The 21,506-nt window shown below is 72.0% G+C and carries 17 protein-coding genes and 1 tRNA gene; 7 read left to right on the plus strand and 11 right to left on the minus strand.

Going from position 1 to position 21,506, the window contains the following annotated elements; translation table 11 throughout:
* A partial coding sequence (locus ACIA8F_RS14355) for a transaldolase family protein (RefSeq protein ID WP_399378656.1) occupies positions 1-900 on the plus strand: 900 nt, incomplete at its 5' end.
* Here ACIA8F_RS14355 and pabB read toward each other — a convergent pair.
* Both pabB and ACIA8F_RS14365 read right to left on the minus strand, forming a co-directional pair.
* Positions 890-3,040, minus strand: a complete 2,151-nt coding sequence (gene pabB, locus ACIA8F_RS14360; RefSeq protein WP_399378658.1) for an aminodeoxychorismate synthase component I — start codon at positions 3,038-3,040, stop codon at positions 890-892. The genes ACIA8F_RS14355 and pabB overlap by 11 nt on opposite strands.
* A 12-nt stretch (positions 3,041-3,052) precedes the next feature.
* Positions 3,053-3,733, minus strand: coding sequence for a methyltransferase domain-containing protein (locus ACIA8F_RS14365; RefSeq protein WP_399378659.1), 681 nt, complete (start codon positions 3,731-3,733; stop codon positions 3,053-3,055).
* Between the two features lie 292 nt (positions 3,734-4,025).
* Between ACIA8F_RS14365 and ACIA8F_RS14370 the strand changes: the two genes are divergently transcribed.
* Positions 4,026-5,984, plus strand: coding sequence for a helix-turn-helix domain-containing protein (locus ACIA8F_RS14370; protein ID WP_399378661.1), 1,959 nt, complete (start codon positions 4,026-4,028; stop codon positions 5,982-5,984).
* Here the strand turns inward: ACIA8F_RS14370 and ACIA8F_RS14375 are convergent.
* From ACIA8F_RS14375 to galU, 8 genes are all read right to left on the minus strand, one after another.
* A complete protein-coding gene (locus tag ACIA8F_RS14375) occupies positions 5,960-7,120 on the minus strand; it encodes an IS701 family transposase (RefSeq protein WP_399378663.1) in 1,161 nt (386 codons plus the stop codon). The genes ACIA8F_RS14370 and ACIA8F_RS14375 overlap by 25 nt on opposite strands.
* Before the next feature lie 423 nt (positions 7,121-7,543).
* Positions 7,544-7,617, minus strand: a tRNA-Ala gene (locus ACIA8F_RS14380).
* Positions 7,618-7,695: 78 nt separating this feature from the next.
* Positions 7,696-8,706 (minus strand): hypothetical protein, encoded by a 1,011-nt coding sequence (locus ACIA8F_RS14385; RefSeq protein WP_399378665.1) that lies wholly within the window; start codon positions 8,704-8,706, stop codon positions 7,696-7,698.
* Between the two features lie 157 nt (positions 8,707-8,863).
* On the minus strand, positions 8,864-9,493 hold the full coding sequence (locus tag ACIA8F_RS14390; RefSeq protein WP_399378667.1) for a GNAT family N-acetyltransferase: 630 nt from the start codon (positions 9,491-9,493) through the stop codon (positions 8,864-8,866).
* Between the two features lie 17 nt (positions 9,494-9,510).
* A complete protein-coding gene (locus tag ACIA8F_RS14395) occupies positions 9,511-10,035 on the minus strand; it encodes a molybdenum cofactor biosynthesis protein B (RefSeq protein WP_399378795.1) in 525 nt (174 codons plus the stop codon).
* 56 nt (positions 10,036-10,091) lie between these two features.
* A complete protein-coding gene (gene moaC / locus ACIA8F_RS14400) occupies positions 10,092-10,628 on the minus strand; it encodes a cyclic pyranopterin monophosphate synthase MoaC (RefSeq protein ID WP_399378669.1) in 537 nt (178 codons plus the stop codon).
* 73 nt (positions 10,629-10,701) lie between these two features.
* A complete protein-coding gene (glp, locus tag ACIA8F_RS14405) occupies positions 10,702-12,045 on the minus strand; it encodes a gephyrin-like molybdotransferase Glp (RefSeq protein ID WP_399378671.1) in 1,344 nt (447 codons plus the stop codon).
* A 4-nt stretch (positions 12,046-12,049) separates the two neighbouring features.
* Positions 12,050-12,952: a UTP--glucose-1-phosphate uridylyltransferase GalU gene (gene galU, locus ACIA8F_RS14410; protein ID WP_274553115.1), complete on the minus strand. Its 903-nt coding sequence runs from the start codon at positions 12,950-12,952 to the stop codon at positions 12,050-12,052.
* 92 nt (positions 12,953-13,044) lie between these two features.
* On the opposite strand from galU, the gene ACIA8F_RS14415 reads away from it, so the two are divergent.
* A complete protein-coding gene (locus ACIA8F_RS14415) occupies positions 13,045-13,656 on the plus strand; it encodes a 5-formyltetrahydrofolate cyclo-ligase (RefSeq protein WP_399378673.1) in 612 nt (203 codons plus the stop codon).
* Between the two features lie 22 nt (positions 13,657-13,678).
* On the opposite strand, the gene ACIA8F_RS14420 is transcribed toward ACIA8F_RS14415, so the two are convergent.
* Positions 13,679-16,513, minus strand: coding sequence for a penicillin acylase family protein (locus ACIA8F_RS14420; protein WP_399378675.1), 2,835 nt, complete (start codon positions 16,511-16,513; stop codon positions 13,679-13,681).
* Positions 16,514-16,816: 303 nt separating this feature from the next.
* Here ACIA8F_RS14420 and ACIA8F_RS14425 point away from each other — a divergent pair, with 303 nt between their 5' ends.
* The 4 genes from ACIA8F_RS14425 (at position 16,817) to ACIA8F_RS14440 (ending at position 21,409) form a co-directional block, all read left to right on the plus strand.
* Positions 16,817-18,367 (plus strand): potassium/proton antiporter, encoded by a 1,551-nt coding sequence (locus ACIA8F_RS14425; RefSeq protein ID WP_399378796.1) that lies wholly within the window; start codon positions 16,817-16,819, stop codon positions 18,365-18,367.
* A gap of 366 nt (positions 18,368-18,733) precedes the next feature.
* Positions 18,734-20,083, plus strand: coding sequence for an MFS transporter (locus ACIA8F_RS14430; RefSeq protein ID WP_399378677.1), 1,350 nt, complete (start codon positions 18,734-18,736; stop codon positions 20,081-20,083).
* 67 nt (positions 20,084-20,150) lie between these two features.
* Positions 20,151-20,486, plus strand: coding sequence for an FmdB family zinc ribbon protein (locus tag ACIA8F_RS14435; RefSeq protein WP_399378679.1), 336 nt, complete (start codon positions 20,151-20,153; stop codon positions 20,484-20,486).
* Positions 20,487-20,575: 89 nt separating this feature from the next.
* Entirely contained in the window at positions 20,576-21,409 is an 834-nt protein-coding gene (locus tag ACIA8F_RS14440; protein ID WP_399378681.1) for an S-methyl-5'-thioadenosine phosphorylase, read from the plus strand.
* Positions 21,410-21,506 lie beyond the last annotated feature (97 nt).

Raw genomic sequence — 21,506 nt, forward strand, 5'->3', positions numbered from 1 at the left:
CGCGCGCCCGGCGTTGGGCGTTCTCGCCACCCCACCCCCCCCCCCACCCCCCCCCCCCCCCCCCCCCCCCCCCCCCCCCCCCCCCCCCCCCCCCCCCCCCGCCGGTCCTGCGACACCCTCCAGGGCCTCTTCGTCGCGAGCGCGGGCCGGTACGGCCGGGTGTCCGTACCGGTGGATCCGCACACCGCCCACGCGGCGAAGGCCCTGGTGGCCGCGGCCCGCCAGGTGCACGCCGACGTGGGGCGGCCGAACCTGCTGACGCGCATTCCGGCGACCCGGGCCGGTCTCCTCGCGCTCGAGGACTGCCTGGCGCTGGGCATCAGCGTGGAGGTCTGCCTGGTCTTCTCGGCCGAGAGGTACGAGCAGGCCCTGGGCGCCTGCCTCTCCGGCATGGAGCGGGCGCTGGCCGCCGGACTGGACCTCCGGGGGATCATGGCCACGGCCTCGGTACCGGTGGGCGTGCTCGATGCCGAGGTCAACGCCCGGCTGGCAGCGCTGCCGGGCCCCGCCCCGCGCACGGCCCGGGCCCGCGACACGGCGGCGCTGGCGGTCGCGCGCGCGGTGTACCGGGTACGGGAGCAGCGGCTCACCACCAGCTGGTGGAAGGTGCTCCAGGCCGCCGGGGCCACACCTCCGGGGCTCCTGTGGACCACCGCGGGGCCCCGGCACGTCAGCGCGCTCATCGGGTGGAACACCGCCCAGGCGGTCTCCCCCAAGGTCCTGGAAACGGCCGCGCTGGACGGGGAGCTGCGCGGCGACACCCTCCTGGGCGCGCACGAGGAGGGCCGCCGCGCGCTGGAGGCCCTCGAAGGGCTCGGGATCCGGATGCCCGAGGTCGCGCGGGCCCTGGAGGCGGTGCACATCGCCCGCCTCCAGGACTCCTGGAGGCTCAGGTCCTGAGCCTCTCCCCCCGCCGGCCCGGGAAGCGGGCCTCGGCCAGCGACAGCAGCGGGGTGGCCTTGACCGCCGTCTCCTCGAACTCCGCCTCGGGGTCGGAGAGCGCGATGACGGCCCCGCCCACGCCGTAGCGGACCCGGTCCTCGGTGACCAGGGCCGTGCGGATCACGATGCTCAGATCGGCGGCGCCGCAGAGCGAGAAGTACCCGATCGCACCGGAGTACACCCCGCGCGGTCCTCCTTCGAGCCGGTCGATGATCCGCATGGTCCGGATCTTGGGCGCCCCGGTCATGGAACCCCCGGGGAACGCCGCGCGGACGCAGTCCACGGCGCTGCTGTCGGAGCGCAGGCGCGCCCGCACGGTGCTCACCAGCTGGTGGACGCTGGCGTAGCTCTCGACGCGGAATATCTCGTCGGCCTCCACGGAGCCCGGCTCGGCGCAGCGCCCGAGATCATTGCGGACCAGGTCCACGATCATCAGGTTCTCGGCCCGGTCCTTCTCGTTGCTCAGCAGGTCCGCCACCAGCTCGGCGTCCTCGGCGGCCGTGGCCCCGCGCGGGCGGGTTCCCTTGATCGGCTTCGATTCGACCAGGCCGTCCCGGGAGATCCGCAGGAACCGCTCGGGCGAGGAGCTCAGCACGCCGAGGCCCTCGAACTGGAGCAGCGCGCCGAACGGTGCCGGGCTGGTGCGGCGCAGGCGCAGGTATCCGGACCAGGGGTCCAGCCGTCCGTTCAGCTCCGCCATGTTGGTGAGGCAGACCTCGTAGGTCTCGCCCGCCGCTATCTGCTCCTGGCATTCGGCTATCAGGTCCAGATAGGCGTCGCGGTCGTGGCGCAGGCGGATCTCGCCCAGTCGCGCGGGCGCGGGTGCGGGCGCCGGCAGGGGCTCGCCCTGCGGCAGCCGGGCGAGCCGTCCGGCCATGGCGGCCAGCCGGCCCCGTGCCGCGGTCGAGGACCCGGGCACGTCCTCCTCCGCCAGTGCCAGCAGATGGGTGGTGCCGGTGAGGTGGTCGAGGACCAGCGCCCGGTCGGCGAAGACCATCGTCGCGTCGGGATCCTCCGACTGGTGGGCCAGGTCGCCGCCGCACTCGGCCTTGAGCTCGTAACCCAGGTAGCCGGTCCAGCCGAGGGCGAAGTCGAAGGGCAGCGCGGGGACCTCCGCGGTGGTGCCGCGCAGGTCCTGGTCGATCCAGTCCAGGAAGGCGCCCGCGACGATCTCGGTACCGGCCGCGGAGTCCACGCGGACCGTACCGCTCCACACGTCGGCGCGGGCCACCCGTGCCAGGGGTCCCCACGCGTCGCCCATCACCGAGAAGCGGCCCGCTCCGGCGTCCGGGCGGCTGCTGTCGAGCCAGAAGGCGTACGGATTGCCGCGGAACAGCGTGTCGTAGGCCGTCTCGTCGGCCCAGCCGGTGGGCAGCTCCTGTACGAGCACCCGCAGCCGGCGCGCACCGGGGACGGCTTCCGCCGGGACGGCTTCCGCCGGGACGGCGGGCGCGGGCCCGGGCGCGGCCGCCCGGACCGGCGCGGCGGACGCCCCCGGCCGGGTCCCGTGCCCGGTCCCGCGCCGGGTCCCGGTCAGCTCGGCGAAGTTCCGCAGGAGCTCCACGCCGTACTCACCGCAGATCGACTCGGGGTGGAACTGCAGTCCCCACATCGGCCGGTCCCGGTGCCGCAGCCCCATCAGGACCCCGTCCGGGGTCCACGCCGTGGCCTGCAGCTCGGGCGGCAGGTCGGTCACCGCGAGCGAGTGGTAGCGCACGACCTCCATGGGCGAGGGCACGCCGGTGAACAGGCCCTCGCCGTCGTGCAGGACCGGGGAGATCCGGCCGTGCCGGGGCTCGGGCGCCCGGCCCACCGTGGCGCCGTGCAGCAGTCCGATCGCCTGGTGCCCGAGGCAGATCCCGAGCAGCGGCAGATCGGCCTGCTCGATGATCTCGCGGGAGATCCCCAGGTCGGCCGCCCGGTGGGGCGTACCGGGGCCCGGAGAGATGATGACGTTGTCGAACTCCGCGAGCCGCCGCGTCCACCAGTGCGGATCGTCGTTGCGGACCACCTCGGGCTCCCGGCCGGCGACCTCGGTGATCTGGTGGAAGAGGTTGTAGGTGAACGAGTCGTAGTTGTCGATCAGGAGGGTGCGCACGTCGGTCTCTCGTCACTCCGCCGCGCGGGGCAGGATTTCCAGCAGCATGTGCTCGACCACGTCGTCCCCGTACTCGCCCTCGCGGACCCGGTGGGTGCGCAGGGTGCGCAGCTCCCGGCCGCACTCCTCGGCGATCCGGTGGAGGGCCGGCACGTCGCCCCGGTCGCTGAAGTGCAGCAGCCCGGAGCCGTTCGGGGTCAGCCAGCGCAGCACCTGTTCCATGTAGCGGCGGTGGGCCCGGTAGCCGGCGTCCACGTAGGCGCGCTCGTGGACCGACTGGTACTCGTAGGACTCCGGGGCCAGCACGTAGTTGGAGCTCCAGAAGATGGTGTCGAACCGGTCGCCCTCGGTCAGGCCGGAGAACAGGTCGCTGTGCACGGCGCTCATCCGCCCGTCCACCCCGTGCCGTTCGGCGTTGACCGCCGCGTTCTCCACCGCCCGCGGGTTGATGTCCGAGGCGACCACGTGCTCGTGCCCGGCGAGGGCGGCCATCACGGCCGTGACCCCGGTGCCGCATCCGATCTCCAGGAAGGACCCGCCGCGCGCGGGCCCCGGCCGCCCGTCCAGGTCCAGGAACTCCAGCGCGATCCCGGTCGACGGGGAGAAGACCGGCGCGAACACCTCGTCGAGCAGATCCCACTCGCGTCCGCACATGGAGAAGACCTCCGGCCTGTCCTCTCTCGTCAACGACATGCGACTGCGATGGAGCGAGCGTTCGAAACTCTGGACCTTCAACATCGGACCCCTCGTCGGCAACCGAACTGCGGCACCTGGTCACGGTGCTGAGTAAAGGTTTACCCAAGATGGAGCCCGGCCAGAAGGTGGTGCGGTAACCGCTTCGCTCACGAGGCGTGGTGATCCAGCCACACTCCACCCGCCTGACCTGGCACTATTGGCTTCAACGACTCGTTGAACAGCGGGATCGACCGCATTACGTTCACATGGGGTTATGCGCCAAGCCGCGCGTCGAGGGGGGACGAAGAGGATGCCGGAGATAAAAACGCCGCACCAGGACATGGCCGAGATGCTCGAACTGCTGGCCCGCGAGGCACCCGCCGAGGAGTTCGAGCGCATCGTGCGCGAGGCCCGCGAGGCCGGTGCCCACGAGGAGGAGCTCGCCCGCCTCACCCGGGCCAAGGACCTCTCGTTGAGCATCCGCGGGCTCTTCGCCCGACGCCAGCAGCGCGAAGCGGGGCTGAGCGCCCTGGTCGACACCGCCCGGGACCTCACCCTCCCCTACAACCTCGACACCCTGCTGAAGGTGATCACCCGGCGGGCCCGGCTGCTGCTGGGCCTCGACATGTCCTGGGTGACCTTCCACGCCTTCGAGGAGCGGCAGTCCTACGTCCGCGCCGCCGACGGCCACACCTCGGCGATCACCGTGGGGTTCGGTGTGCCCGTGACCGGCGGGGTCGGCAAGCAGGCGCGGCAGCGCTCCGCGCCCTTCTGGACGGCCGACTACCTCCAGGACGCCTCCTTCGCCCACTCCGACGTCATCGACAACGTGGTGCGGGCCGAGGGCCTCCACGCGCTGATGGCGGTCCCGCTGCGGCACGCGGAGTCCGACCTGGGCAACCTGTACGTCGCGGGCCGGCGCATCCGCCACTTCGAGCCGGACGAGATCTCGCTGATGAGCTCGCTGGCCGACCTCGCCGCGGTCGCCATCGAGAAGACCCGGCTGCTGGACCGGGTCCGGGACGAGGTCGCGGGGCTGGAGCTCAACACCTCGCGCGCCATGAGTTCCTCCTCAGCCGCCATCCACCTGCGGGACACCCACAGCCGCCTGGTCGAGCTGGTGCTGGGCGGCGGCGGCCTGCACGCCCTGACCTCCGAGGCCTCCACCCTGCTCGGCGGCACCCTGGTGATCCGCGACCAGGCCGGACGCAACCTCAACTCCCCCGGGGACCTTCCGGAGCTCGACGAGGGCGAGATCCGCGCCGCCTCCCTCGACGCCCACACCGAGCGCCGGCCCGTCCGGTCGTCGAGCGGCATCTGGACCGCCCCGGCCGTCGCGGGGCAGGAGATGCTCGGCACGCTCCTCCTGATCCCGTACGCCCGCGCCGAGGAGGAGGTGGCCGACACGGCCCACCGGATCCAGCTCCTCGCCCTGGTGGCCCAGGTCGCCGCCCTCCTGCTGATGATGCAGCGCAGCGCGGCCGCGGCCGAGGGCCAGGTCCGCGACGACCTGTTCAACGACCTGCTCAAGGGCGGGGAGCTGCAGACCGCCAAACTCGCCGAACGCGCCCAGCGGCTCGGCGTGGACCTCGACGGCCCCCATGTCCTGGTGGTCGCCCGCCCCGAAGGCGGCTCCCTGGGCCGGGCGGTCATCTGGGCCTCCTCCTACGCGCACCAGCTCTCCGGCCTCAAGAGCGTCGACGAGGGCTGCATCATCCTGATGCTCCCCGGAACCGACCCGGGGCCCGCGGCCCGGGCCGTGTCGCAGGAGCTGTCCTCGGCCCTCAACCACCCGGTGACCGTGGGCACGGCGGGACCGGTCACGGAACTGTCGGCCATCAGCCGCACCTACCAGGAGGCCCGTTGCTGCCTGGACGCCCTGACGGCGCTGGGCGGCACCGGCGGCACCGCGTCACCCCATGACCTGGGCTTCCTGGGGCTCCTGCTCTCCGACAACCCCAACACCGACGGGTTCGTGAACAGCACCATCGGCCCGGTGCTGGACTACGACGCCCAGCAGCGCACCGAGCTGACCCGCACCCTGGAGGCGTACTTCGACTCCGCCGGCAGCCCCACGCGGGCCGCGGAAGCCCTGCACGTCCACCCCAACACCGTCTCCCGCCGGCTGGAGCGCATCAGCGAACTGCTGGGACCGGACTGGCTGGAACCCCGGCAGGCCCTGGAGGTCCAGCTGGCCCTCCAGATGCAGCGCACCCGGCGGGCGCTGATGCGGGGCCGCCGCGATCAGGCGGGGCGCGCCACCGGCTGAGGCCGGTACCCGGCGGTCACCGCCTGCACGGCGTGCGCGGCCGAGGCCAGCGTCGTGTGGCGGTGCCAGCCGCCGAAGGACCTGCCCTCGAAGTCCACCATGCCCACGTCCAGGGAGATCGCGGAGAAGTCGGTGGCGACGCGGCGCGTCAGCTTCGCCAGCCGCAGCAGCGCCCCCCAGGAGATGTCGGTCAGGTCGGTGAGCCAGCAGTGCTGCGGCCACCCGTCCGGGCCGCTCCACTCCCCCAGCAGCAGCAGGCTCCGCCGGGTGCCCGGCAGCCGCACCGGAACGGCCGCCACCAGGCTCGTACGGGTCCCCCCGGTATCCGGGTCCGTCCAGGTCACGGGCCGCCGCAGGGTCCGTACCATCCTCAGCAGCTGGTGCGCGGGCAGCTCCCGGACCTCGTGGCCCGGCAGGGCCGAGGCCGTCGGAGCGACCCGCGCCGAGCCGCGTACGCCCGCCACGAAGGGCAGCCCCGCGGCCCCGAACCGCCGGGCGATCTCCGCCGGATCGCTGTCCGGAAGGTCGAGCACGACCGGGCGCGGCGCGCCGCCGGCCCAGGCCCGCGCCTCCGTCGCCGCCCCGGCCACGCACTCCACCGGGGTCCCGGCCAGACTCGGCTCCGCCGGCCCCGGCCGCCCGAGCCGGGGGCCGTCGCGCCAGTCGTCGGACAGCGTGAGCCGCCAGTTGACCGGGGCGCTCGTCTCCTCGCCGGCGGCCCAGATCCCGTACGCCTCCTGGCTGTTGACCACCTGCCCGAGGCTGGGCACGAACCGCCGCCCGACGCCCACCGAGTGGCGTCCCGCCTTGGGGATGATCACCGGGTGGACCACCCAGGCACGGGGCCCCATCGACCGCTCCAGGTACCGTGCCAGCGCCGCGCGTACCGGATCCCAGTCCCAGGTGGAGGAGGAGATGAAGTGGTGCAGGCTCTGCTCGGCCGCCCGGTCCCCCACACAGGCCGCGATGTTCCGCATCGACTTCCGGCCCCCGGCGGACAGCAGACCGCGCAGGTACATCTCGCCCTTGCTCCGCTGATCACTGCGCGACAGCGGCGCGAAGATCTCCGCGCACAGTTCACCCAGGGCGCTGTCCGGCACCCGGTGGCTGTCCTGTTCTTCCCAAACGAGCTGCATCCCCACGACGTCTTCCCCACCCTCGGCATCCCGCGACTCTCTACGGGACCCCTACCGTGTCCCGCAGCCCGCGGCCTTGCCCAGGTGCGCCGATCACACACCTGCCCCCGCCGGTGCACCCCCGCCCACCCCCCGGCCCCCCGGCCCGCCACCCCGCCGGAACCCCCCGCGCAGAGCCACCTCCACCCCCGGTGCCGCGGCCACCACGGCCTGCGCGGCACGCCGGTTCAGCACGAAACGGGGGATCACCGACCAGCCCCACGAGCACCCCCGCCGCAGGCCCGACTCGAGAGCGGTCGCGGCGGTCACATCAGTCGATCGCCCCGACCGGCCGACCCCGGAAACGACGAAGATCCCGCCCGATCTTTCGATCGGACGGGATCTCGTCACCGTTCTCGGGAGCAACCCGTGAACTGTCGTTTGTGGACCTGTGGGGATTTGAACCCCAGACCCCCTCGATGCGAACGAGGTGCGCTACCAGACTGCGCCACAGGCCCTTGCGACGTGTGAAACATTAGCATCCCCTCGCGGGTGCTCCAAAACCGGTATCGGGGAGCGTCCGCGCAGGTCATCGATCACTCGTTCGCGGCGCGCGGGCGCTCGTCGCCCTCGTACTGGTCGAAGAGCGGCGTACGGGCCGCGTCGCGCGAGCGGGGGCGGGGCGACGGGGTCGACGGCTGGGCGCGCAGGCGGGGTTCCGTCGGCTCGGCCGTGCTGGAGCGGGTCGCGCTCCAGGGGTCCGGGGTCGCCGGGCCGGTGGCGCGCGGGGCGACCGGGGCCGTCACGTACGTCGGGAGCGGCACCGGGACGGGCTCCCAGCTGTCACCGCGGGCGGGGCCGCGCTCGCGTTCGCGCTGCTGGTCCACCCACTCGGCGTGGTCGGTCTGCTCGACCAGGGCGCGCCGGCCGGCCTCCTGCGGGGAGACGGGTGGCGCGGGGTCCGGGTCGGAGCCGGCCGACGCCTCGGACTCGCGGCGGCGCGGGCGGTTCTCGCGGAGGTGGCGGGCGGCCGCCTCGGCGCGGCGCCGGTCCATGGTGAACTCGTAGCGGCGGCGCTCCTGGACCCGCAGGTGCACGATGTACGTGCTCAGCAACAGGGCGGGGACGGCCGGGGCCCAGAGGTACTGGAGTCCGCCGACGGCGGCGGCGACCGCGCCGAGGGTGAAGATCAGGAAGAGCAGCGCGGTGGTGCGCCGGCGGCGGGCCAGGACGACGAGGCGCTGCTCGCGGCGGGCCCGCTCCGCGCGGTCGGCCCGCTGGGAGGCGGCCGATCGCGGCTCGGACCGGGTGGGCGGGGGCACGACGACGGCCCGGGCGTCGGCGGCGTCCACGGATTTCACCGTTTCCGTCGCGGCGTCCGGGTCCGCGGGGGGCTGGGGTCCCGCCTCCTCGTCACCGCGCTCACGCAGCCCCTTGGCGTAACGGCGCTCCATTCCCGCCCGGCCGGAAAGCAGCCGGATGGCGGTGGAGAAGCGTTCCGTCGGACGGGCTTCGTTCAGCTCGTCCTGCCTCCGGAGCCACATGGGCACCAAGTAGGCGGCCCAGGCCCCGACGATGACTGCGTAGATGAGGCCGCTGCTGCTCACACCCCACACCGTAGAGGGGCGCGGCCGGGCGGATCCGCCAATTGGGACGGCGTGTCGCACGATCTCGCTGATATCACGGACTTTTTTTGTGATTCTTCGGATCAGGTTATGGGCGAATCGGTCATTGAGCGAAGAAATTCGAACAGATATCGGATTTCTATTGTTCCGGCGGCTTGCCCGGCGCCGCGGGACCGTGCGGATGGTGTTCCCGGTGCCAGCGGCGCAGCAAACCCTCCCGGGCCTCCTCCGCGGTCAGCGCGTAGACGAGGTGGTCGCGCCAGGCCCCGTCGATGTGCAGGTACCGCGGGCGCAAGCCCTCCTCGCGGAAGCCGAGCTTCTCCACCACACGGCGGCTCGGACCGTTCTCCGGGCGGATGCACACCTCGATCCGGTGCAGCCCGACCTTGCCGAAGCAGTGGTCGACCGCGAGCGCGACCGCCGTCGGCATCACTCCGCGGCCCGCCACGTCCCGGTCCACCCAGTAGCCGACGTGGCCCGCGCACATCGAGCCCCAGGTGATCCCGGCGACCGTCAACTGGCCCACCAGGCGGCCCTGGTACTCGACGACGAACGGCAGCATGCGCCCCGCGTTAGCCTCCGCCCGCAGGTGGCGCACCATCTGGCGGTACGTCGGCCGCTGGATCACCGGCCCCCAGGGCGCGGGCGGCGGGATCGTCGCCTCCCACGGCCGGAGCCAGTCGCGGTTGCGGCGGTTGACCTCGCGCCAGGCGGACTGGTCCCGCAGCTTTATCGGCCGGAGCGATACGTCGCCGTCCGTCAGCACCACCGGCCAGGTGGGGCCGTTCAGCTCGTGCTCCCGGGCGGTCTGGCCTCGGGGCGGGGGTGGTCGCCGCCCCGGATCTGGTCGACGGCGTGCAGCAGGACCCGGGACAGGACCGCGATCCCGTCGCGGACCCCGCCCGTGGAGCCGGGCAGGTTCACGATCAGGGTGCGTCCGGCCACGCCCGCCAGGCCCCGGGACAGGGCCGCGGTGGGCACCTTCGCCAACGACTCGGCGCGGATCGCCTGCGGGATGCCCGGGATCTCGTAGTCCAGGATCCGCGCGGTGGCGTCGGGGGTCCGGTCGGTCGGCGAGATGCCGGTGCCGCCGGTGGTCAGGATGACGTCGTACCCGGCGGCCACGCCCTCGCGCAGGGCCGCCTCCACAGGATCCCCGTCGGGGACCACGCGCGGGCCGTCCACCGCGAAGCCGAGCGCGCGCAGGCCCTCGGCGAGCACCGGGCCGCCCTTGTCCGCGTACACGCCCTGCGAGGCCCGGTTGGAGGCCGTGACGACCAGCGCGCGCAGTGCGGGGGTCGCGGGCGCCATCGGCTGCGCCTCGGGCGCATGGGCGTGGCTGTGGACCTCACCGCCGCGCGGGGCGTTCACGAGCGCGCCCAGTCGCCGGACTTGCCGCCCGTCTTCTCCTCGACCCGCACGTCGGTGATGACCGCGCCCTTGTCGACGGCCTTGACCATGTCGATGACGGTGAGCCCGGCGACCGCGACGGCGGTCAGCGCCTCCATCTCGACGCCCGTGCGGTCGGTGGTCTTGACGGTGGCGAGGATCTCGACGGCGTCGTCGGTGACCTTCAGGTCCACCTTGACCCCGGAGACGGCCAGCGGGTGGCACAGCGGGATCAGGTCGGGGGTCTTCTTCGCCCCCATGATCCCGGCGATCCGCGCGGTGGCGAGGGCGTCGCCCTTGGGCACGCCCTCGCCCCGCAGCAGTTCGATGACCCGGGGGGAGACGAGCACGCGCCCGCTGGCCCGCGCCGTCCGGGTGGTGACGTCCTTCGCCGAGACGTCGACCATCCGGGCCGCGCCGGCCTCGTCGATGTGCGTCAGCCTGGTGCCGGCGGCGCCGTCGGCGCTGCTCTGCTGAGGGGGTCCGGGGGTTTCTCCCCGGGAAGTCGCTGCCATGTCTGCGTGCCGCTCCCGTCCGGGCCCCGCAAGGGCCTGTGTGGTGCAACACGCTACCCGCATCCGCGGGGCCTCAGCCGAGCAGGATCACTTCCAGCTCGGCCCCGGGCTCCACCGAGGTCACGTCCTCCGGTACGACCATCAGCGAGTCGGCGTGCGCCAGTGCGGCGATCAGGTGCGAGCCCGCTCCGCCGACCGGGCTGACCGTGCCGCCGACCGCGTCGTACTTGCCGCGCAGGAACTGCCGGCGGCCCGCCGGGGAGCCGATCGCCTTGTCCGCCTCCAGCACCGCGCGCACGCTCGGCCGGCTGACCTCGGAGGCGGGCAGGCCCATGAGGGCGCGGATCGCGGGGCGCACGAACAGCTCGAAGGAGACGTAGGAGGAGACCGGGTTGCCGGGCAGGGCCAGCAGCGGGGTGTGGTCGGGGCCGATGGTGCCGAAGCCCTGCGGCTTGCCGGGCTGCATGGCCAGCTTGCGGAAGTCGATGCCCGCGCCGTCCACGTCGTCATCGCCGGTGGCGACGGCGGTGAGGGCCTCCTTGACCACGTCGTACGCGCCGACGCTGACCCCGCCCGTGGTGACGAGCAGGTCGGCCCGGATGAGCTGGTCCTCGATGGTGGAGCGCAGGGTGTCGGCGTCGTCGGCGACGGCTCCGACCCGGTAGGCGATGGCTCCGGCGTCCCGTGCGGCGGCGGCCAGGGCGAAGCTGTTGGAGTCGTAGATCGTGCCGGGCGCCAGGGCTTCGCCGGGCTGGACCAGTTCACTGCCGGTGGACAGGACGACCACGCGCGGGCGCGGACGCACCCGGACGGTGCCGCGCCCGATGGCGGCCAGCAGGGCGATCTGCGGCGGCCCGAGGACCGTGCCCGCGGCGAGCGCCAGGTCTCCGGCCTGTACGTCGCTGCCGCGCGAGCGGACGTGCGCCCGCGCCTCGGCGGCGCGGTGGACCCGTACCTCGCCCGCGGCGCCCTCGGGCGCCTCGCTGGCGGGGGTCATCCCGGAGGCGGCGCCGCCGCCGGTGCCGCCGTCGGTCCACTCGACCGGTACGACGGCTTCCGCGCCGGGGGGCAGCGGGGCGCCGGTCATGATGCGGGCGGCCTGGCCGGGGCCCACGGTCGGCAGCTCGCCGCTGCCGGCCGCCACGTCCCCGATGACCGTCAGCACCGCGGGGAACTCCTCGCTGGCGCCCTGGACATCGGCGGTCCGGACGGCATAGCCGTCCATCGAGCTGTTGTCGAAGGGCGGCAGGGCGACGGGCACGGTGACGTCCTCGACGAGGACGCAGCCCTGGGCGTCCAGCAGCTGGAGCTCGATGGGCTCCAGCGGCCGGACCGTACCGAGGACGTCGGCCAGGTGCTCGTCCACCGACCAGAGGCGCTGGGAGTGACTGTCCTGCGGTGCGTCGGGCTTGCTCAAGGTCCTACATCTCCTCCGTGACGTAATGGTGAAGCCAGGTGCGGAACTCCGGGCCCAGGTCCTCACGCTCGCACGCGAGTCGGACGATGGCCCGCAGGTAGTCCCCGCGGTCCCCGGTGTCGTAGCGGCGGCCCCGGAAGACCACGCCGTGCACCGGGCCTCCGACGGTCTCGTCGGCGGCCAGCTTCTGCAGGGCGTCGGTCAGCTGGATCTCACCGCCGCGGCCCGGCTCGGTCTCCCGCAGTATGCCGAAGATCGCCGGATCGAGTACGTATCGTCCGATGACCGCGTAATTGCTGGGCGCGTCAGCGGCGTCCGGCTTCTCCACGAGACCGGTGATGCGGACCACGTCCGCCTCGTCGGTGGGCTCGACCGCGGCGCAGCCGTACAGGTGCACCTGGGAGGGGTCGACCTCCATGAGCGCGACGACGGTGCCGCCCGCGCTCTGCTGGATCTCGGTCATGCGGCGCAGCAGCGGATCGCGGGGGTCGATGAGGTCGTCGCCGAGGAGGACGGCGAAGGGCTCGTCGCCGACGTGCGGCTCCGCGCACAGCACGGCGTGGCCCAGGCCCCGGGGGTCGCCCTGGCGGACGTAGTGCATGGTGGCCAGGTCGCTGGACTCCTGGACCTTCTTGAGCCGGTCGTCGTCGCCCTTGGCGATGAGCGCCGACTCCAGCTCGTAGTTGCGGTCGAAGTGGTCTTCGAGAGCCCGCTTGTTACGGCCCGTGATCATGAGAATGTCGTCGAGGCCGGCCGACACGGCCTCCTCGACTACGTACTGGATGGCCGGCTTGTCCACCACAGGAAGCATTTCCTTGGGTGTCGCCTTGGTTGCGGGAAGGAACCGAGTGCCGAGGCCCGCGGCCGGGATGACGGCCTTTTTGATCACGGGGTGCAACTGAGTCATGAGCGGAACGATAGTCGCTCGTGCTGTGGGCCACGTGTGCTTCAGATGAACATGATCAGGTTTACCCCGATAGAAAGCGATACGAGCCAACCGTGACAGAGAACCAGCCTCCGAGGGCCAAGGCGGACCTGCGCCGGGAACTCCTCGCGGCCCGCCGCGCCTTGTCCGCCGACGCCCTGCGCAAGGCGGCCGGCGCCCTCGCCCGCTCCGCCCTGCACCTCCCCGAACTCGGCTCCGCCCGCACCGTGGCCGCCTACGTCTCCATCGGCTCGGAGCCCGGCACCCGCGAGCTGCTCGACGCCCTGCGGGCGGCCGGCATCCGCGTGCTGCTGCCCGTCCTGCTGCCCGACAACGACCTCGACTGGGCGGCGTACGAAGGCCCCGGCAGCCTGGCCGAGGCCGCGCATCCGGGGAAGATGCGGCTCCTGGAGCCCGCCGGTCCCCGGCTCGGACCGGACGCGGTGACCGGGGCCGACGCCGTGCTGCTGCCCGGACTGGCCGTGGACCGGCGGGGGATGCGGCTCGGCCGGGGCGGCGGCTCGTACGACCGGGTGCTGGAGCGGCTGGAGCGCGCCGGGGCGCATCCCGCGCTCATCGTGCTGCTCTACGACGACGAGGTGGTCGCGCGGGTCCCGGAGGAACCGCACGACCACCCCGTCCGGGCGGTGGCCACCCCGTCGGGGGTGCTCCGCTTCAGCTCTTAGGCCCCGCTCCTGGGCCCCGCGGTCACGAACCCTCGGGCTGGAGGGTCAGGGTGTCGACGGTGGCCTTCTCCACGGCGTCCTTCCCGAAGGCCCAGTCCAGCAGTTCGCCCTTGGCCCACAGGGACGTCTGGTCCGTGTAGTGGTCGTGGTACGCGTGCCCCGAGGCGCCCGTCAGGTTGATCCAGCGGGACTTGTCGAAGTCGGCGAGGTTCACGACCATCCGCATCGACGGCACCCAGGTGACCCCGTAGCCGCTGGAGGCGTTCCAGCCGGTCGCGTTGACGGTGGCCTCGCCGCCGCCCAGGTTCCAGGGGCCGCGGTTGAGGAGCCACTGGAGGTAGCCGGGGCCCTCGGTGCCGATCGTCTGGTTCTTCAGCATCAGCTGGTGCATGCGGCCCCAGCTCCAGGTCGACTGGTCCTTGCCGAGCTTGGCGGTCAGCTCCCAGCGGGCGTCCTTCATGGCCCGGGCGAAGAGCTGGTCGCGGCTGGTGGTGGCGGCCACGGTGCGGCCGACGGCGGGCGACTGCCACCAGGCCGAGTTCTCGTCCTTGACCAGGCGGCGGACCACCTCGAACCAGCGGTCCCCGCCGTCCGGCTGCGCCGAGTCGGAGCCGCGCTCGCCGCATTCGCGGACCATCTTGACGAGGTCGTCGGCGGGGCCGGTGGTCGACTCGGGGACGTTCATGCAGCTGCCCTCGACCCGCAGCTCCTTGGGCATCTTGTCGCCGAAGGCCAGCTTGAGGATGTTGCGCCAGACCGCGTTGAAGTACGCGGCGGCCGCCGAGTCGGGCTCCTGCGTGTAGTTCCAGCCGTCCAGCAGCTTCTGCGCGGAGCGGACGTCCGGGTCCGAGACGTCGATCTTCGCCAGCATCGGGGTCAGCAGCGCTGCGATCTCGCTGCTGTTGTCCATCTGCATGGTGCGCATGTCGTCGGTGGAGATCTTCCCGCTGTCCTTGATCTTCGCCTCGATGAGGTCGTTGATCCGCTGACTGCGGGCGCCGTAGACCCAGTCGGTGGTCAGGACGTACGGGTACTTGCCCTGGCCGGTCTCGGTGACGGCCTGGTTGGCGGTCACGATGAAGCCGCGCTCGGGGTTGTACACCCAGGGCATCTCGTCCTGCGGGACGTAGCCGGCGTTGCCGTCCTTGCCGCCCTTCCAGGCGTACTTGGAGTCCCAGCCGGGGGCGGGCATCTTGCCGTCGCCGGTGGTGCGCATCGGGATGCGGCCGGGGGCCTGGTAGCCGATGTTGCCGTTGGGGCCCTTGTTGTCGGCGTAGATCAGGTTCTGCGAGGGGACCTCGAAGTCGCGGGCCGCGATGCGGAAGTCCTGGAAGTTCTTGGCCCGGTTGAGCTTGAAGACGGCTTCCATCGACTTGCCCGGGTCCAGCGCGGTCCAGCGCAGGGAGACTCCGTAGCCGTTGCCGCGGTCGGGGGCGGCGCTGCTCACGGGGGCGCGGGCGCCGACCGTGGTGATCTCGTCGCTGCGGTCGGAGATCAGCGGGCCGTTGTTGGTGGACCGGACGGTGATCTTCTTCTCACCGCCGCCGGCGATCTTGATGACCTCTTCGCGGGTGGTGAAGGGGAGCGTCTTGCCGTCGTAGACGTAGCCCTCGGGCTTGACCTGCTCCAGGTAGAGGTCGGTGACGTCGGCGCCGAGGTTGGTCATGCCCCAGGCGATGTCGGCGTTGTGGCCGATGACCACGCCCGGCATGCCGGAGAAGGTGTAGCCGGCCACGTCGTACTGGCACGAGGACGAGACCGCCCGGCAGTGCAGGCCCATCTGGTACCAGACCGAGGGCAGCTGCGGGGAGAGGTGCGGGTCGTTCGCGAGGAGCGGCTTCCCGGTGGTCGTGTACTTGCCGGCGACGACCCAGGAGTTCGATCCGATGCCGCTGCCGGCCGGGCCGAGGATCGCGGGGATCTCGTCGAGGGTCTTGGCCAGCGCGCCGAGCTGCGTGCGCAGGCCGACGGTGGCGCCCTGGGCGGTGGCGTTGCCGGCCAGCCCGGTCTCGCCGACGGTCTGGGTGGACGCCTGCGAGCCGGTCGTGGAGCCCTGGCCGCCGGAGCTCACGGGGCTGCCGGAGCCGGGTCCGGCCGCGGGGGCGTACTTGCCGCCCTTGACGGTGCCGCCCTCGACGATCGGACGGTTCCGGTCGAAGGGGTACGGCGGGTAGAGGTCGTCGATCTGCGCCTGCGAGAGCTTGCCCGTCATCAGCGCGCGGTCGATCTCGTCCTGCATGTTGCCGCGCAGGTCCCAGGCCATCGCCTTGAGCCAGGCCACCGAGTCCACCGGGGTCCACTGCTCGGGCGCGTAGTCGTCGCTGAGCTTGAGGGCGGCGTGCTCGACGGAGAGGTCCTTGCCGGACTTCCCCTTCAGGTACGCGTTGACCCCGTCGGCGTAGGCCTGCAGGTACTTCTTGGTCTCGGCCGACAGCTTGGTGTCGTACTCCTGCTGCGCGACCTGGCGCCAGCCGAGGGTGCGCAGGAAGGCGTCCGTCTCGACCTGGCCGGAGCCGAACATCTCCGAGAGCCGCCCGGAGGTCATGTGGCGGCGGACGTCCATCTCCCAGAACCGGTCCTGCGCGTGCACGAAGCCCTGCGCGCGGAAGAGGTCCTCGTCGGAGTCGGCGTACAGCTGGGGGATTCCGTTGGCATCGCGCTTGACGTCGACGGTCCCGGCCAGGCCGGGCACCTTGAGGGAGCCGGTGGTCTGCGGGAACGAGGCCCGCACGCTGTCCACGCTCCAGTACGCCCCGTAGCCGAGGCCAGCGAAGAGCGCCAGCACCAGGACGAGCACGATCAGACGGGCGCGTCGTCCCTTCTTCTTGACGGAAGGGGCGGTTTCGTTGGCGGGCATCGCTGTCCTTAGAGGGGCAGGGTGGTCCTGGGAGTGCTGGGAGCAACCATAGGCGCAGGACCGGGTGCGTTGATCCGCCAGGGGTCGAGCTCATGACGACAGGTCATGAGGACAGAGGCCCTCAGGCGTTTCACAATGTGGCTATCGAGTAAAGGGCGCGTCAAAGATTAGGTAAGGTAACGAAGTACTTGCCGTCCGTGCCCGTGCCGGAACGATCCGTCAGTCCGACGTCCCCCGTTCCGTCATCGTCAGGCACGTCGAGGAAAGGGCCGCCCGCTGACTGTCCACACGCTCAATGAGCTCCTGCTGGTCTGCTCGCTCGTACTGCTCGTCGCCGTGGCGGCGGTGCGCGTCTCTTCGCGCAGCGGACTCCCCAGCCTGCTCATTTACCTCGGCATAGGCATCGCCATAGGCCAGGACGGCATCGGCAACGTCGTGTTCGACAACGCCGAGCTGACCCAGGTGATCGGCTATGCCGCGCTCGTGGTGATCCTCGCCGAGGGCGGTCTGGGCACGAAGTGGAAAGAGATCAAGCCGGCCCTGCCGGCCGCGATCGTGCTGTCGCTGGTCGGCGTCGCCGTCAGCGTGAGCGTGACCGCGGCGGGCGCGCACTACCTGGTCGGACTCGAATGGCGGCAAGCCCTGCTGATCGGTGCGGTCGTCTCCTCGACCGACGCGGCGGCCGTCTTCTCGGTCCTGCGCAAGGTCCCGCTCCCCTCCCGGATCACGGGTGTGCTGGAGGCCGAGTCCGGCTTCAACGACGCCCCCGTCGTCATCCTGGTCGTGGCCTTCGCCACCGTCGGACCGGTCGACCAGTGGTACGTCCTCATAGGCAAGATCGCGCTGGAGCTGGCGATCGGCGTCGCCATCGGCCTCACCGTGGGCTTCCTGGGCTCCTACGGGCTGCGGCACGTGGCGCTGCCCGCCTCGGGCCTCTACCCGATCGCGGTGATGGCGATCGCGATCACCGCCTACGCGGCCGGCGCGATGGCGCACGGCTCCGGCTTCCTCGCGGTGTACCTGGCGGCGATGGTGCTCGGGAACGCCAAGCTCCCCCACTGGCCGGCCACCCGGGGCTTCGCGGACGGGCTCGGCTGGATCGCCCAGATCGGCATGTTCGTCCTGCTCGGCCTGCTGGTCACCCCGCACGAGCTGGTCCACGACTTCTGGCCGGCGGTGATCATCGGGCTGGTGCTGACGATGGTGGCCCGGCCGCTGGAGGTCTTCGTCTCCCTGCTGCCCTTCCGGCTGCCCTGGCAGGAGCAGGCGCTCATGTCCTGGGCGGGCCTGCGCGGGGCCGTGCCCATCATCCTGGCGACCATTCCCATGGTGTCCGGGATCGAGGGCAGCGAGCGGGTCTTCAACATCGTCTTCGTCCTGGTCGTCGTCTACACCCTGGTCCAGGGCCCGACCCTGCCGTGGCTCGCGCGCAAGCTGAAGCTGGGCAACAGCGACGAGACAGCCTCCGACCTGGGAATCGAGTCGGCGCCGCTGGAGAAGCTGCGCGGGCATCTGCTGTCCTTCGCGATCCCGCCCGCCTCACGGATGCACGGGGTCGAGGTGAGCGAGCTGCGGCTGCCGCCGGGGGCTTCCGTCACGCTGGTCGTGAGGGATGCGCGCAGCTTCGTACCTGCGCCGTCGACCGTGCTGCGGCGCGGGGACGAGCTGCTGGTGGTGGCCACGGACCCGGTGCGGGACGCGGCGGAGGCGCGGCTTCGGGCGGTGGCCCGGGGCGGCAAGCTGGCGGGCTGGCTGGGGACCGGCGGGGAGGAGGGCGCAGGAGGAGCCGCAGGCGGGAAGGCCCGGGCCAAGGGCGCCGGGAAGGGCTCCGGAAAGCGCTCCGGCACGGGTTAGAGCGGCGCTCTAATTCAACATTTTCGATGCTCTATGTCTGGATTCACCCCCGTTTAGGCGGGGCTTGAATGCGAAGTTCCAGTTAATCGCAGGTGAAGACACGCCCTGTAGCCCGAATCACAGGGCGTATCGGCCGATCTGCCTGTACGATTAAGGAACAACACATCGAACCAACTCTGCCTGACGCAGAGCTGGCGCGACCGCAAAGCGGCCGTGGCACCCTCCCGCAGTGGGCGCCCAGGTATCACTCGGTTCGGCGCAAGAGGACAGCTCTCGGGGCTCCCACATGTACGGGTGCGATTCGCTCACAAGGCGCCGCATCGTCCGCAGACGGGGAGTTCTACCAGGCAGCGGAAAGGCCAGGCCGTGACATCCGCGGTCACGACCGACAAGTCCGCCACGTCCACCCGACCCGGCTACGGGCAGCTCCTGCGCACGCCCGGCGCCCTCGGCTTCGTTCTCCCGGGATTCGCCGCGCGACTCCCCTTCGGCATGCTGACGATCAGCATCCTGCTGCTCGTCCAGCACACCACCGGTTCCTACGGAAGCGCCGGCATCGTCGCCGCCTTCACCGGTATCTCCATGGCCGTGTTCGCCCCGGTCATGGGCAAGCTCATCGACCGCCACGGCCAGAGCGCCGTCCTGGTCCCGGTGGCCCTCGTACACGCCACCGCCGTCAGCTCCCTGGTGGCGTTCGCGCTGCTGGGTGCGCCCGTCTGGGCGCTCGCACTGGCGGCCGTCCCCGCCGGTGCCTCCGTCCCGCAGGTCGGACCCATGGTCCGGTCCCGCTGGGCGGCCAAGCTCGAAGGCTCCCCGCTGCTGCCCACGGCCGCCGCGTTCGAGTCCGTCACCGACGAGTTCACCTTCGTCGTCGGCCCGGTGCTCGCCACCGCGCTGTGCACCGGCATCAACCCGGCGGCCGGCCTGGTCACCGAGGCCGCGCTGACCCTGATCGGCGGCCTGCTCTTCGCCGCCCAGCGCGCCACGCAGCCCAAGCCCGTCGCCCGCCCGGCGCACGGTGAGAAGCACGCACCGGCCCTGTCGTTCCACGGCCTGCGCGTCCTGATCGTCGCCTTCATCGGCATCGGCGCCGTCTTCGGCGGCATGCAGGTCTCGCTCGCCGCCTTCTCCGAGGAGATCGGCAACCCGGGAGCCAACGGTCTGCTCTACGGCGTCTTCGCCGCGGGCAACATGATCGCCGGCATCGCCTGCGGCGCCATCGCCTGGAAGATCGGCCCGCGCCGCCGCCTGATCCTCGGCTACATCGGCCTCACCGCGGCCGCCTCGGTGCTGTGGGCCGCGAACTCGATGATCCTGCTGGGCGCGCTCGGCCTGGTCGTCGGCCTGTGCATCGCCCCGGCGCTGATCACCGGCTACACCATGATCGAGAAGCTGATCCCGGCCACCTCGCGGACCGAGGCCTTCACCTGGCTCACCGGAGGCGTCGCCTTCGGTCAGGCCGGCGCCGTGACCCTGGCCGGCCGCCTGACGGACGCGCACGGGTCCTCGTACGGGTTCCTCGTGCCGATGGTGGCCACCATGCTCGCCCTGGCGATCCTGCTGGCGCTGCGTGCGAAGCTGGCCCCGAAGGCCCCGAGCCGGATCGTCAGCTCGTCCAAGCCGACCGCACAGACCGCTCAGACCACCTCCGCGGCACCCGCCGCGGGTGTGAACGAGCGTGGTCTGGGTCACCGCGTGCCGGTGACGGTGGACTGATCCGCCGGAATACGTCACCATGGAGCGTCGTTAGCACTCATTGAGTGAGAGTGCCAGGAGGAAATTCGTGCCGACCTACCAGTACCAGTGCACCGAGTGCGGTGAGGGCCTTGAGGCCGTGCAGAAGTTCACCGATGACGCACTGACCGTGTGCCCGAGCTGCGACGGACGCCTGAAGAAGGTGTTCTCCGCGGTCGGCATCGTCTTCAAGGGATCCGGTTTCTACCGGAACGACAGCCGCGGTTCTTCGTCGAGCAGCACGCCTGCCTCGAAGCCCGCGTCGGCGCCGGCGTCCACCCCGGCCGCGTCGTCTTCGTCGTCCTCGTCCTCGGCTTCTTCGTCCTCGGCTTCTTCGTCCTCGACCTCGACCTCCTCGTCGTCGTCGAGCACGTCGGCCGCCTGACGCGCTCCAAGGCCCCACCGGTTTCCACCGCAGGCCCTGCCGCCCCTACGGGCAGCGGGGCCTTCGGCATGCCCCGTTAGGGTGGCCGCATGGCTAATGCAGAGATCGGCGTCATCGGCGGATCGGGCTTCTACTCCTTCCTGGAGGACGTGACCGAGATCCAGGTGGAGACGCCTTACGGACCCCCCAGCGACTCCCTCTACCTCGGCGAGCTGGCCGGCCGGACCGTGGCCTTCCTGCCCCGGCACGGCCGCGGCCACACCGTGCCCCCGAACAAGATCAACTACCGGGCCAACCTGTGGGCCCTGCGCTCCGTGGGCGTCCGCCAGGTGCTCGGCCCCTGCGCGGTGGGCGGCCTGCGCACCGAGTACGGCCCGGGCACCCTGCTCGTTCCCGACCAGCTGGTCGACCGTACGAAGTCCCGCGCCCAGACCTTCTTCGACGGGGAGCCGCTCCCGGACGGCTCGGTCCCCAACGTCGTGCACACCACCTTCGCCGACCCGTACTGCCCGGTGGGCCGCTCGGTGGCGCTGGCGGCGGCGCGCGGGCGGGACTGGGAGCCGGTGGACGGCGGCACCATGGTCGTCATCGAAGGGCCGCGCTTCTCCACGCGCGCCGAATCGCAGTGGCACGCGGCGGCCGGCTGGTCGGTGGTCGGCATGACGGGCCACCCCGAGGCGGTCCTCGCGCGCGAGCTGGGGCTCTGCTACACCTCGATGGCGCTGGTCACGGACCTGGACGCGGGCGCGGAGACGGGCGAGGGGGTCTCCCACACTGAGGTCCTCAAGGTCTTCGGCGAGAACGTCGGCCGGCTGCGCGAGGTCCTCTTCGACGCGGTGGCCGCCCTGCCCCCGACGGAATCCCGCGCCTGCCTGTGCACCCACGCCCACGACGGCTGGGACCTGGGCATCGAGCTGCCGTAGCCGGGAACGTGTCCGCTCCACCGGGAACGCGGACCGCCCCGCCCCACGAGAGCGTGGGGCGGGGCGGGGCGGAGCGGGTCTGGGCTGGGCTTTCAGG

This window comes from Streptomyces sp. NPDC051563 (assembly GCF_044454225.1).
Taxonomy (GTDB): domain Bacteria; phylum Actinomycetota; class Actinomycetes; order Streptomycetales; family Streptomycetaceae; genus Streptomyces.